The organism is Nakamurella sp. GG22, assembly GCF_052976845.2.
The window spans coordinates 1-12,714 of sequence record NZ_JBRIIO020000044.1 but is presented as its reverse complement, the minus strand read 5'-3'; the positions used below and the strand labels follow the sequence as shown (position 1 = coordinate 12,714).

The 12,714-nt window shown below is 70.5% G+C and carries 13 protein-coding genes; 5 read left to right on the top strand and 8 right to left on the bottom strand.

Translation table 11 applies throughout. The features are described 5' to 3' along the window. Window positions 1-80 precede the first annotated feature (80 nt). Together ACVBEQ_RS25950 and ACVBEQ_RS25945 are read left to right on the top strand one after the other, a co-directional pair. Entirely contained in the window at window positions 81-1,313 is a 1,233-nt protein-coding gene (locus ACVBEQ_RS25950) for an ankyrin repeat domain-containing protein (protein ID WP_447156329.1), read from the top strand. 78 nt (window positions 1,314-1,391) lie between these two features. Continuing rightward, on the top strand, window positions 1,392-2,678 hold the full coding sequence (locus ACVBEQ_RS25945) for a cytochrome P450 (RefSeq protein WP_447156328.1): 1,287 nt from the start codon (window positions 1,392-1,394) through the stop codon (window positions 2,676-2,678). 11 nt (window positions 2,679-2,689) lie between these two features. Here the strand turns inward: ACVBEQ_RS25945 and ACVBEQ_RS25940 are convergent, their stop codons facing one another. The 3 genes from ACVBEQ_RS25940 to ACVBEQ_RS25930 all read right to left on the bottom strand — a co-directional run bounded on the left by ACVBEQ_RS25940 (window position 2,690) and on the right by ACVBEQ_RS25930 (window position 4,179). After that, window positions 2,690-3,124, bottom strand: a complete 435-nt coding sequence (locus ACVBEQ_RS25940; protein ID WP_447156327.1) for a DUF1772 domain-containing protein — start codon at window positions 3,122-3,124, stop codon at window positions 2,690-2,692. A 43-nt stretch (window positions 3,125-3,167) separates the two neighbouring features. Continuing rightward, window positions 3,168-3,644 (bottom strand): VOC family protein, encoded by a 477-nt coding sequence (locus tag ACVBEQ_RS25935; protein WP_447156326.1) that lies wholly within the window; start codon window positions 3,642-3,644, stop codon window positions 3,168-3,170. A 121-nt stretch (window positions 3,645-3,765) separates the two neighbouring features. Next, window positions 3,766-4,179 (bottom strand): VOC family protein, encoded by a 414-nt coding sequence (locus ACVBEQ_RS25930; protein ID WP_447156325.1) that lies wholly within the window; start codon window positions 4,177-4,179, stop codon window positions 3,766-3,768. A 94-nt stretch (window positions 4,180-4,273) separates the two neighbouring features. Between ACVBEQ_RS25930 and ACVBEQ_RS25925 the strand changes: the two genes are divergently transcribed. Both ACVBEQ_RS25925 and ACVBEQ_RS25920 read left to right on the top strand, forming a co-directional pair. Beyond that, a complete protein-coding gene (locus ACVBEQ_RS25925; RefSeq protein ID WP_447156324.1) occupies window positions 4,274-5,236 on the top strand; it encodes a helix-turn-helix transcriptional regulator in 963 nt (320 codons plus the stop codon). Window positions 5,237-5,318: 82 nt separating this feature from the next. Further along, window positions 5,319-5,855, top strand: coding sequence for a hypothetical protein (locus ACVBEQ_RS25920; RefSeq protein WP_447156323.1), 537 nt, complete (start codon window positions 5,319-5,321; stop codon window positions 5,853-5,855). Between the two features lie 26 nt (window positions 5,856-5,881). Here ACVBEQ_RS25920 and ACVBEQ_RS25915 read toward each other — a convergent pair whose 3' ends face one another. Genes ACVBEQ_RS25915 through ACVBEQ_RS25895 form a run of 5 tightly spaced genes read right to left on the bottom strand, consistent with a single transcriptional unit; the run spans window position 5,882 to window position 9,903 of the window. Further along, window positions 5,882-6,283 (bottom strand): Rid family hydrolase, encoded by a 402-nt coding sequence (locus ACVBEQ_RS25915; protein WP_447156322.1) that lies wholly within the window; start codon window positions 6,281-6,283, stop codon window positions 5,882-5,884. 1 nt (window position 6,284) lies between these two features. Continuing rightward, entirely contained in the window at window positions 6,285-7,007 is a 723-nt protein-coding gene (gene priA, locus ACVBEQ_RS25910) for a bifunctional 1-(5-phosphoribosyl)-5-((5-phosphoribosylamino)methylideneamino)imidazole-4-carboxamide isomerase/phosphoribosylanthranilate isomerase PriA (RefSeq protein WP_447156321.1), read from the bottom strand. An 11-nt stretch (window positions 7,008-7,018) separates the two neighbouring features. Next, window positions 7,019-8,236 carry a THUMP-like domain-containing protein gene (locus ACVBEQ_RS25905; protein WP_447156320.1) on the bottom strand — a complete coding sequence of 406 codons (1,218 nt, stop codon included), beginning with the start codon at window positions 8,234-8,236 and terminating at the stop codon, window positions 7,019-7,021. A gap of 16 nt (window positions 8,237-8,252) precedes the next feature. After that, window positions 8,253-9,032, bottom strand: coding sequence for an enoyl-CoA hydratase/isomerase family protein (locus ACVBEQ_RS25900; protein ID WP_447156319.1), 780 nt, complete (start codon window positions 9,030-9,032; stop codon window positions 8,253-8,255). 34 nt (window positions 9,033-9,066) lie between these two features. Then, window positions 9,067-9,903, bottom strand: a complete 837-nt coding sequence (locus tag ACVBEQ_RS25895) for an ABC transporter ATP-binding protein (RefSeq protein ID WP_447156318.1) — start codon at window positions 9,901-9,903, stop codon at window positions 9,067-9,069. A gap of 104 nt (window positions 9,904-10,007) precedes the next feature. On the opposite strand from ACVBEQ_RS25895, the gene glgX reads away from it, so the two are divergent. Beyond that, window positions 10,008-12,440, top strand: coding sequence for a glycogen debranching protein GlgX (gene glgX / locus ACVBEQ_RS25890; protein ID WP_447156317.1), 2,433 nt, complete (start codon window positions 10,008-10,010; stop codon window positions 12,438-12,440). The last annotated feature ends 274 nt before the right edge of the window (window positions 12,441-12,714 follow it).

Here is a 12,714-nt window from a genome sequence, read left to right as displayed (position 1 = left end):
GTCAACAGCCTACGAAGTCGCCGGCGATAACATCCAGCACGGGCCACCGAGCGGTGACGACCGGCTGTGGAGGGATCAGCATGGCAACGCTCGACCGGGATTTCACAAACGAGAACCCCGCTGACGTCGACCCCGCTGTCAGTGACCCGGCGGACGCCTTCTGCCGGCTGGCGTGCCTCGTGTACAGCGAGAAGGACGGGCCGGACCGCTGGGCCGCGGCACGGTCGATCCTCGCCGAGCGCCCGGACCTGCCCCGCCGCAGCCTGGCCGCCGCCGCGGCCGCGGCCGACCCAGCTGCGGTCGACCGGCATCTCGCCGAGAAACGGGACGCAGCCGGGCTGGAGACGGGACCACACCGCTGGGCCCCCCTGCTGTACCTGGCCTATTCGCGCGCGCAGTCCCCGTCCGAACCCGCCGACCGCTACCTCGCGTGCGCGAGGTTGCTCCTGGAAGCGGGCGCGGACCCGAACGCAGGCTTCCTGTGGCGCGGGCTGACCCCGCCGTTCACCGTGGTGACCGGGGTCTTCGGCGAGGGCGAGCAGGGTCCGGGAAAGCAACCCCGCCACCCGCACGCGCTGGAACTCGCGCGTCTGTTGCTGGAGGCCGGCGCGGATCCGACCGATCAGCAGACGCTGTACAACCGGATGTTCCGGCCCGATGACAGTCATCTGGTGTTGCTGTTCGACTACGGACTCGGCCGCAGCGGTACAGGAATCTGGCAGCAACGGCTCGGCAGCTCCCTGGAGCCCGCAGAACGGATGTGGGCGCGTCAGCTGTCCTGGGCGATCGACCACGGATTCGATGACCGGGTGCGGCTGCTGATCGGCCACGGGGTAAACGCCACGCTGCCCTTTCCGGACGGCGGGACCGCCGCGCAGCGTGCCATTCGCTCCGGCCGGCTCTCGCTGCTGGCGGACCTGCGGCGTGCGGGCGCGACCATCCCGGAACTCGACGATCTCGACCGGCTCACCGGGCGGTTGCTCGACCCGGACCGCGCCGGCTCGGCCGACCCAGCTCCCGGCGCGGACCTTCTCGCGGCTTTGCGGCGCAACCGGCCGGCCCTGATCCATGGCGCGACGACTCCATCGGCGGTGGCCGCGGTCGCCGCTGCGGGTTTCGACATCGACGCCCGCGCGGACGGCAGCACCGCCCTGCACCAGGCGGCATTCGCGGGCGACATGGCCGTGTTAGCAGCACTTCTCGAGGCCGGAGCCAACCGGGAAGTGACGGACGACGTGCATCACCACACCCCGGCGCAGTGGGCTGCGTACGGCCGGCAGGACGCAGCCCATGCAGTGCTGAGAGGTTCTTGATTCGTCCGGTCGCCTCGATTCGGGCACCAGCGCAATGCCTTTCCACGCCTCATCGCGGACCGGCGGTGATAATGCGTCATGACCGTGAATGTGCAGACCGTGGCTCGCCAGGCCGTCGGCGTCGGCCGTTTCGCAGCCGGTATCTACACCGCCAGGGCGCAATTGCTGTACCACGGAATGGTGCGCGGGGACCTGCTCAGCAGACTCCAACTCCCGGTGGGACGGGCGGATCCGCACGCCGTCTACGAGCAGATGCGGGCGCAGGGACCGATGCTGCCGACCCGGCTGGGCAACCTCAGCACGACGAGCTACGGAATCTGCCAGCAGGTGTTGCGCAATCGGCTGTTCGGGGTGACCGACCCGACCGCTCCACGGCCCGGCGAAGACCTGTTGGATCTGTCGTTGCTGGGCCTCAATCCGCCGGACCACACCCGTGTGCGCCGGCTTGCCGGACCGGCGTTCACCCCGCGACGGATGGCCGGTTACGAGACGTTGGTGGAGGCTTCCATCGACCGGCTCCTTGATCGGGTCGCCGGTCGCGGCAGTTTCGAGCTGATGTCGGCGTTCGCCTCGCCCCTCCCCATCGCGGTGATCACCGAGATGCTCGGTCTGTCAGACGATCCCGACCGCCTCCGGTGGTTCGGGGCGACGGCGGCGTCCGCGCTGGACGGGGTTTCCTCTCTGTGGCACGCCGCCCAACTGTTCGTCGCGGACCGGCAGATGCACGCCATGTTCGACGCACTGCTCCTGCGCGCCGCCGAGAATCCCGGTGACGACCTGACATCGGTGCTGGTCTCGCATCAGGGGGACGAGATCACCTCCGCCGAACTCGGGTCACTCGTCGCTTTGTTGCTGCTGGCCGGGTTCGAGACGACGGTGAACGCCATCGGCAACGGTGTGCGGGCACTTCTCGGCAATCGTGATCAATGGGAGTTGCTGGTCCAAAACCCCGACCGCGCTGCTGCTGTCGTGGAGGAGGTCCTTCGGTACGACCCGCCCGTCCAGCAAACCGCACGAGTCCTGCTGCCGTCCGCAGGTCCGGTAGAACTGGGCGGCGTCACCGTTCCGCCGGGGCAGTGGATCCTGTTGATGCTGGCGGCCGCCAACCGCGACCCCGACGTGTTCTCCGATCCGGCCCGCTTCGATATCGGCCGAACCAATTCTTCCGAGCACCTGTCCTTTTCCGGTGGAATTCACTATTGCCTGGGAGCCGGCCTGGCGCGGCTGGAATTGACCGCCGCTTTCCGGGCGTTGGCCACCCGATTCCCGCGCCTGCGTCTGGCCGGACCGGTGATCATGCGGCCGGGCACGACACTGCGCGGGCCGCGGTTGTTGCCGGTCCTCACCGGCAGGTCGGCAGCATGACCGGGAAGAACTCAGGAAACTGAGAACACACAGAACGCGACACCGAAGGCGGCGACGCCGGTCGCGGCCAGCGTCCTGACGAGGTCGACGCGCAGCAGGCCGCGGTAGGCGTCGGGATCCCACCCCACGCTGAGCCGGCGGTGCAGCGGGACGGCGCCGAATGCCGTCATCCCGATGATCACGGCGACCAGCGCCGCCGCGGTAGCTGCTGCCCATCCGGCGACCGTGACCGGCCGGTCGATCAGCAGCCAGCCGGTGCTGATGACGAGCGCGGCGAACAGCGGACCCACCAGCATGCTGATCCGTCGCTGGTGCCCCTGTTCGTAATCCGCGAACGCCGCCGCGGGCACCAGCGGGAACTGCCGGTAGACGACCAGGTGCACCGTCCACTGAAACCCCGCGTAGGCGGCGCCCGCGGCGAGGAAGACTGTCAGCACGATGGGCACCGGTCCATCATGTGGCACCGGCCCGCCGCACCGGTTGGCCGGCTCAGCCTTTGGCGGCCGCTTCGATGTCGGCCACGATGATCTTCCCCATGGTCAGCATGGCCTGCGTGACCCTGGCGGCGACCTGCGGGTCGGGGTCGGATTGCAGACGGGTCAGCTCTGCCGGGACGATCTGCCAGGAGACGCCGAACCGGTCCTTGAGCCAGCCGCACTGGCTCGGTTCACCGCCGTCGGCGAGGAGCGCGTCCCACAGCCGGTCGACCTCCTGCTGTCCGCCGTCGACGGTGACCGACAGCGAGAACGCTTCGGTCAGGGTGAAATGCGGTCCGCCGTTGAGCAGCTGCACCGGCAGACCGGCAACCACGAAATCCACCGTCGCCACGTCGCCGGCCGGGAGCGGTGACCCCTCGGGGTAACGGAACACCGACTGGATCTCCGAGTCGGGGAACAGGCCGACGTAGAAGGCGGCGGCTTCCTCCGCGTGGCCGTCGAACCACAGGCAGGGCCTGATGTTGGTCATCGTGAACTCCTCCGGACCGAATGAATGCGTGCTCCGGTTACGACCGGTCCCGTCGATCGAAGTCATCGGTTCCGTGGTCGTGCGAATGGCTGCCGAACCCCGGTACGGCGCGAGTGGCCGGTCAATTGCCGGCCACATCGAGCACCCAGACCACTCCGAAGCGGTCCCGGAGCATGCCGTAGAGGGGTGCCCACAGAGCCGGGGCGAGGTCGGCAACGATCGTCGCTTCCACTGCGAGGGCATTCCAGTACGACCGGATCTCCTCTGCATCGCTGCCCCGCACCGAGACGAAGAACGAGTTGACGCCCTGGTCGTACGCAGTCCGGCCCGGAACGTCGTAGGCCATCAGGTGAATCACGTCCTCTCCCTGTAGCTCGCCCCACATGAGCTGATCCGCCTCGGACGGGTCACCCACGTTGTGCGCGTCCCGGTAGCTGAACGCGGTGATCGAGCCACCGAAGACGGACCGGTAGAAGTCCAGCGCGGCACGGGCATCGCCGCGGAAGTTCAGGTGTGTGGTGGTGGTGACGGACATGAAGGCTCCTTGAGTACGGATCGGCCGTGGTCACCACCGACGTTAGGGACCATTGCGGCCACTTCCTGACCGCAATCGGCATCACGATGGGCACATGGCGAACACGAGCTCCCGCACGCTGCGTTTGCTGTCCCTGTTGCAGGCCCGCCGGTACTGGCCGGGCCCGCTGCTCGCGGACCGACTGGCGGTATCGGCGCGGACGCTGCGGCGTGACGTCGACCGGCTGCGCGAGCTGGGGTACCCCGTCGACGCTCATCCCGGGGTCGATGGCGGCTACGCGCTGGCGCCCGGTGCGGCGGTACCGCCGCTCGCCGTCGACGACGACGAGGCCATGGCCCTGGCGATCGCGATCGAATCCCAACTGGCCGGCGGGGAAGGCGGCGAGGCGGCACTACGGGCGCTGACCAAGATCATCCAGGTGCTGCCGCGCCGGCTGCGCGGCCCGTTGCAGGCGCTCCGATCGGCGACGACCGCGGCGCCGTGGACGACCGGTGTGTCCGCGCCGATGGATCACACCGTCCTGACGACCCTGGCTCTGGCCTGCCGCGACGCCGAGCGGGTGGGGTTCAAGTACCGGGCGGTCGACGGGACCGTTTCCCGTCGGCAGGTGGAACCGCACCGGCTGGTGCCGCTGGGCGGGCGCTGGTACCTGGTCTGCTACGACCTCGACCGGCATGACTGGCGCACGTTCCGGGTCGACCGGATCAGCGCGGCCGTGTGCGCCGGTACGCCGTTCGCCGCCAGGGCGACCCCGTTCGCCGACGTCGCCGACTTCGTCCGGGAAGCGGTCGGCGGCGGCACCTCCGGCGGTCGTCACCGGGTGGAGGTGACGATCAGCACCCCGGCGGACAAGGTCCGGGCGCGGGTCGGTCGCTGGGCCGAGGTGCGGGACGATTCGCCGACGAGCTGCACCATGATCATGCACACCGACTCGCTCGACGGACCGCTGTACGTCCTCGGATCGATCGGCGCTGACTTCACCGTCGTCGCCCCACCGGAGCTCGCGGCGCTGGCCGCCGATTGGGGCACCCGCTATCTCCGGGCAGGAAGACTGTGACACCGGCGCCTGGAAACAGATTGGTGACACGTCCACGCCTACCATGGTCGAAACGCCGGACAGGCCAGAGGAGGACACACCGATGAGCGAACAGCTCCGGAGGGTGTACGCCCTGCTGCGTGCCGGGAACGTGCCGTGCACGCTGGGTTCGACCCCGGGGACCGGCACCGTGCTGCTCGCCGGGACCCCCAACCAGGGCCCGTGGGAGGTCGAACTGCGGGAGTCCAGGGGCCATCTGGTGCTGGTCAACGACCGGGAAGCGGTCCGGATCCCTTCGGGCGCCACCGACGCAGCCATCGCCGACGCGGTGAAGTTGCGGGTGGTCCAGGCGTGGGCCGAGCAGGGCGACCCGCAGGCGATCGCCGTGATCAGGGCGCTGACCGGCGCGTCCGCCGGGAGCGGTGCGCGACCTGCATCCGGCTACCATCCCGGCTACCGGGACGGCGGAGTGCGTACGGTCACGGTGCAGTTCGTCGATCCGATGCAAATGGTCGGCGACATGTTCGCCGCGGCCACCCGCATGGGCTGGGACATGCTCAAGGGCCGGGTGCCGGGTTACGCAGCGCTGACGATGTTCAACCCGTGGGTCAGCTACCAGCGGACCTCATTGCGCCGCTGATCCCGAGCCGCGTGACGGGCGGCCGATCAGGCTGGACCCACCCACGCGGTCAGCTCGACCTCGACCGCCATGGCGGGGTCGATGAGGGCGGCGACGACGACCATGGTCGCGGCCGGCCGAACGGCGCCGAGAATCTCCCGGTGGGCGAGCCCGACGGCATCGGCGTCGGCCGCGTCGACGATCGACATCCGCACCGAGACAACGTCTTCCGGCCGGGCGCCGACCCGGGACAGCGCGTGCAGCGCGGCGCCCAGGGCGATCCGGGCCTGCGCACCGGCATCCCCGGCCGCCTGCACGACACCGTCGACCACGGCCGTGCACCCGGCCGTCACGGCCAGCGGGCCGACCCGCACCACCCTGGAGTAGCCGTACCGGTCCTCGTACGGACCGCCCGAGCGGACCCGGCGCCCGACGGCGTTCGCCGCCATTTCAGGAGGCGACCGCGGCCAGCGCCTGCGGAAGGGTGAAAGCTCCTGCGTACAAGGCCTTCCCGACGATGGAACCCTCGACGCCGATCGGTTCCAGCGCCGCCAGCGCGACCAGGTCATCCAGGGAGGACACCCCACCGGAGGCCACCACCGGGGCGGGCGTCGCGGCACAGACCTCCCGCAACAGGTCCAGATTCGGTCCGCGCAACGTGCCGTCCTTGGTGACATCGGTGACGACATACCGGGCGCAGCCCTGCGAGTCCAGCCTGCTCAGGGCCTCCCAGAGGTCCCCGCCCTCCTCGGTCCAGCCGCGCGCCGCCAGCGTCGTGCCGCGCACGTCCAGCCCCACCGCGATGCGGTCGCCGTACCGCGCGATCACCGACGCGCACCAGTCCGGCTTTTCCAGCGCGGCCGTGCCGATGTTGACCCGGGAACAGCCGGTCGCCAACGCCGCCTCGAGCGACTCGTCATCCCTGATACCGCCGGACATCTCGACCTTGATGTCGAGCGTTCCGACCACCTCGGCGAGCAGCGCGGCGTTCGAGCCGCGCCCGAACGCGGCGTCCAGGTCGACCAGATGGACCCACTCCGCGCCGTCCGCCTGCCAGGCAAGCGCGGCGGCCAGCGGCGCCCCGTAGGTGGTCTCGCTGCCTGCCCTGCCCTGCACGAGCCGGACGGCCTGGCCATCGGCGACGTCGACCGCCGGCAGAAGTTCGAATGTCACGGCCGCCTACCCTACGGGCCCGCCAGGACGGGACCGACCGCACGGCACCAGTAGGCAACGGGGTCCCGGCCGATCCTGGCGATCACCAGGGTGGCGGCGGCCGTCGTCGGCCCGGTCAACGCGGGCCGCAGCCGTCGGCGCAGGTCGTCGGGGATGACGGGCGTGCCCCGCTGCTTGATCTCGAGCGATCCGACCCAGTCCCGCCGGGCCCACCCGGCGACCGTCTTCTCCCGGTACGGCGCCGTGTCCAGCACCAGGAAACCGCGCACCCCGGGCGGCAGTGCCGGTCCCGCCAGGTAGGCAAGGTGCGGGTCGAGCAGATGGAGGCCGTGCCTGGTCGCGTACTGCCGCACCAGATGCGCCCGAACGACGGCCGCATCCGGGTCGACCAGGATGTCGCCGGCGGCGACCGGCCCGCTGATCGCGTCATCGGGGTCGGCGCTGGTGATCTCCCAGTCCGCCGACCCGGTGGACAGCACCGTCGCACGGCGCGGCACGGTGGCCAGCTCCGGCGGCCACAGCACTGCCTCCCGCGCGCCACCGTCGAGCGAGACGATCTCCACCTCCCCCGGCCGCTGGAGCGCGTCGTAGTCGATGCCAGGGGGAAGCCTCAGCACCGGCGGCCGGTCGGCGTGCGCGGTGTCCAGATCGGCCACCGACGGCAGCGTGGAGACCGACGTGATCCGGCGTCCCGCACCGTCCCGACGGGCCGGATCGGCGTAGCCGAGAAGTCCGCGCGACACCCTGGTCAGGGCATCGGCGATCACCACGTGGGCGTCGAGCCCGGAGGCGGCCAGGTTGTGCGCGGCCATCAGGGCCCGAACCGGATCGAGGTCCGATCCCAGGGGCACCCGGGAGGATTCCGCGGCGGCGGCGTCCGCCAGCGCGGCAAGGTCGGCACCGATCGAACAGGTCAGGTCGTGCATGCCGACGGTGGTCAGACGCCGTGCCCGGTGGGCGGCCACGGCGGCGGGCGTCGCCTGCTGGAGAGCCTCATCGGTCAGCAGCCATCGGTCGGACCGCGATCCCAGTTTCAGCGCCGCCCTGCGGCGGAGCCGGACCGTTTCGGCAACCGCGGCAGCATGGTCACCGAGGGTCGCGCGGAGCCGGGTGAGGTCGCGGATCAGCGTGCTGTCGGTGAACGGCAGCGCCGCGGCGCCGGCCAGCGCATCGGTGCCGGCGTCGCTGCTCAGGAAACGGACGTCGGCCCGGCTGAAGGGGTAGGCCACGGTAGTCGTCGGCCGGTCAGCGACCGACGAACCGTGCTTTCCCGGGTCCGTCGGCCAGGAAGGACGTCATGCCGGCCCGCTGGTCCTCGGTGGCGAAGAGCTCCGCGAACCGGCGGGTCTCCATCTCCAGTCCCGCCGCCAACGGCTCGTCGAACCCGTCGTCGATCACCCGCTTTGCGGCAGCGAGCGCAGCCGTCGGCCCCTGCGCGAACTGCTTCGCCCATTCGAGGGCCTCGGCGAAGACCCGGTCGGCAGGCACCGACCTGCTCGCCAGGCCCAACCGGACGGCCTCCGCGCCATCGACGGGTCGGCCGGTGAAGATCATCTGTTTGGCCATGGTGATCCCGATCAGCCGCGACAGGCGTTGCGTCCCACCAGCTCCGGGAATGATGCCGAGGGTGATCTCCGGGAGCCCGATCACGGCGTTGTCGGCGACCAGCCGAAAGTCGGCGGCCAGCGCGAGTTCACAGCCGCCGCCCAGGGCGAAGCCGGTGACCGCCGCGATCACCGGCTGCGGGAGCCGGGCGACGGCGGTCACCGCATCGTTGAGAGATCCGATCGGTCCGAGGATCTGGGACGAATTGAGCTCGGCCATCTCCTTGATGTCCGCACCCGCGGCGAACGCCCGCTCGCCGCCGTAGAGCACCACCGCCCGGATCGCGGGGTCCTCGGCCACCCGGCCGGTGATCTCCAGCAGTTCGCGGTGGATCGCCGTGTTGATCGCGTTGACCGGCGGCCGGTCCAACCGGATCACCCCGACGGCACCGTCGATCTCCAGCCGAACGAACTTCGTCATCGACAGCCTTTCGTGGCAGATTCCGGCACGGACGTCAGCGGGCGAAGGCGAAGAACCGCCCCGCCCTGGACTCCAGCCGCAGGCCCATATCGAAGGTGTCCGAGAGCGCCTCCTCGGTCAGTGTGTCGGCGGTCGGCCCGGCGGCGACGACCCGTCCGCCACGCAGCAGCAGCACGTGGCTGAACGCGGCCGGGATCTCTTCGACGTGGTGGGTGACGAGCACGGTCGTGGGAGCGAAGGGATCGATCGCCAGCACGGACAACCGGGAAAGCAGGTCCTCCCGGCCGGCGAGATCCAGTCCGGCCGCCGGTTCGTCGAGCAGCAACAATTCCGGGTCAGCCATCAGCGCCCGGGCGGCCAGCGCCCGCTTCCGCTCGCCTTCGGACAGCGTGCCGTAGAGGCGGTCGGCGAGCGCCCCGATCCCCATCGCACCGAGCAGGTCCCTGGCCCGGGCGAAGTCGAGTTCGTCGTACTGCTCGCGCCAGCGGCCGACCACGCCGTAGCCGGCCGAGACCACCACGTCGATCACCGTCTCGGTCGGCGGCACCCGGCCGGCCAGCGATGCCGAGGAAACACCGATCCTGGGCCGGATCTCGGTGACGTCGACCGCACCCAGACGCTCCCCCAGGATGTGCACGCGCCCGGAGGTCGGGAACATCTGCGCAGACGCGATCTGCAGCAGCGTCGTCTTTCCCGCCCCGTTGGGTCCGAGGATCACCCACCGCTCGTCGACGTCGACGTTCCAGTTCACCGCGTCGAGCAGGACCGCCGGGCCACGGCGGACGGTGACCTCGGTGAGGTGCAGGACGGAGTCCGGACCCGGAAAGATGGACGGCCGCGGCGATGGAGCGGGACTTGTCACGGGCGTCATTGTGACGCACGGCTCGTCGGGCGGTCGCTCGCCACCCCCTGCGGTGCGCCGGGTGCCGGGCCCACGCGCGGACGCCGGCAAGGTGATCAGGGAGAATCCACCGCATGCCGCACCCATCAGTGCCGACCGACGCCCTCGACCATGGCGGGCTCCCTGCCGACGCGACCGTGGTCACCGGCGTTGCACCGGACACTGGGTCGGCGCAGGCCACTGGGTCGGCGCCGGCCGCAGGCCCGGGTCTGCCGGCTTCGGATGCTGTGCCCGCGCCGAAGGCCGGAACGGGGCACCCGACGGCACCACCGACGGCACCGGCCCCGAAAAAGAAGGCACCCGCAAAGAAAAAGCGGAAGGCGAAGGACCGGCGGCGCCCAGGGCAGATCGACACGCACGCCGAGCCCAGGGTCGGATCCTCCCCCCACCCCGGCCTGCCCTACCCGCTCGGCGCGACGCCGTACGAGGACGGCACGAACTTCGCGGTGGTCGCCGACGGTGTGCCGGGCATCTCCGACGTCCTGCTCTGCCTGGTCGACGACGACGGCAGCGAGGTCATGCTGCCGATGCGGGAACGGACCTACGGCATCTGGCACACCTTTGTGCCTGATGTCGGCCCCGGCCAGAAGTACGGTTTCCGGGTACCGGCCAGGGACGGCTCGAAGATCCTGCTCGACCCTTACGCCAGGCAGGTGACGGGCAGCGACTACGACCTCATCGCCGCCGCGGCGCACGGCGTCGAGACCCTGGGAAAGGTGCCGCTCGGCATCGTCGTCGGTGGCGACGGCACCCGGTCGCGGTCACGCCGGCCCTTCGTGCCGTGGGCCCAGACCGTCATCTACGAGGCGCACGTGGCCGGCCTGACGAAACTGCACCCCGGCATGCCGGCGGCGTTGCGGGGCACCTTCAAGGGCGTCGCGCACCCAGCCGTGATCGCCCACCTCAAGAGCCTGTCGGTGACGACGCTGGAACTGCTGCCGGTGCACGTCAGCGCCGCCGAGCCCGGGCTGCTCGCGAGCGGACGCGTGAACTACTGGGGTTACTCCACTCTCGGGTATTTCGCGCCGCACCCGGCCTACGCGACCGCACCCGGCCGCGAGGTCGTGGAGTTCGTGGAGATGGTCGACGCCCTGCACGAGGCCGGGATCGAGGTCGTCCTCGACGTCGTCTACAACCACACCTGTGAGGGTGGCGTCGGGCTCAGCGTCGACCTGTCCTGGCGCGGTCTGTCGCCGCAGAACTACTACCTGCCCGACGGCCGGGACATCACCGGCACCGGCAACACCCTGAACACCGGCAAGCTGGCCGTCGTCAGGATGGTGACCGACTCGCTGCGCTACTGGGCCGACGTTCTCGGCGTTGACGGCTTCCGGTTCGACCTGGCGTCGGTGCTGGCCAGACCCAACGGCGGGCCGTTCGACCGGAACGCCGCGCTCACCAACGCGATTGCCGCCGACCCGGTGCTGCGCGGGGTCAAGCTCATTGCAGAGCCCTGGGATGCGACCGGCGAGGGCTATGCGGTGGGCGGCTTCGGGCCGACCTGGTCGGAGTGGAACGACCGATTCCGGGACACCGTCAGGGATTTCTGGCGGGGCGGCCAGGGCATCCGCGACCTCGGATACCGGTTGTCCGGGTCCTCTGACCTGTTCGCCGCCAATCGCCGGCCGTGGGCGTCGGTCAACTTCGTCACCGCGCACGACGGCTTCACGCTCCGCGACCTGGTGTCGTACCAGCACAAACACAACGAGGCCAACGGCGAGCACAACCGGGACGGCACCGACAACAATCGATCGGCCAACTACGGCGTCGAAGGTGACACCACCGACGCGGCGGTGCTCGCCGTGCGGGCCCGGCAGGCACGGAACATGGCCGCCACCCTGATGCTGTCGACCGGGACCCCGATGATCACCGCGGGCGACGAACTGTGGCGCACCCAGTGCGGCAACAACAACGCCTACTGCCAGGACAACGAGATCAGTTGGATGGACTGGTCCGGGGTCGCCGGTGGCGGAAAGGCCGCGCTCTCGCCGGATCACCGGCAGGCCAGGGACATGCTGGCGTTCTTCACCCGCACGCTCGAGATCCGTGCCACCGCACCGGCTCTGCGGCAGGCCGAGTTCTTCGACGGGCGGGCCCCCGGTGGCGGCGACCACCACCCCGACCTCGTCTGGTTCAACCCGAGTGGACAGCCGATGGCCGGGCACGACTGGTTCGACGGCTCGCTGCGCACCCTGCTGATGTGGATCAACGGCCGTGACGTCCGCGGCTACTCCGCCGGCGGCGACCCGGTGACGGACGACAGCTGGCTGCTCGTGCTGCACGCCGGTGAGAACCCGATGACGCTGGTGCTGCCGGGACCGCCGTGGGGCAACCGGTACTTCCCGGTGCTCGACACCGACTCCCCCACCGGCGCACCGGCCGATCCCGCCGCGCTGCCGGTCGAGGTGCCGATCGTCATTCCCGGCCGCACGGTCTGGCTGTTGCGCGCCGACCGTACCCGGGCAGGCCTCAACGGTCAGGTTCCGCGCGTTCCGCACGCCGGATAGCCGTTCGCTGTCCGGGCAGGCGGCGTCCGGGTCGCGCCCCCGGTGAAGGCACGTCTCTGGGGCTCGCGGTCCGGGGCCGAGCGGGTGCCCGGGCCAGGTGACGAGCGTCCACTGCCACACCAGCAGGGCAAATCGGCACTGCGCAGCAGTTTTTCCCTGCACAAACGACACTCGACCCCGACCGACCACGGCGCACAGCCCGGCCCGCCCGGGCGGGGAACCCTAATGGGAGTACAGCCGACGGTGTGCAAGTCTGCTGTCCGAGCCGCCGGCG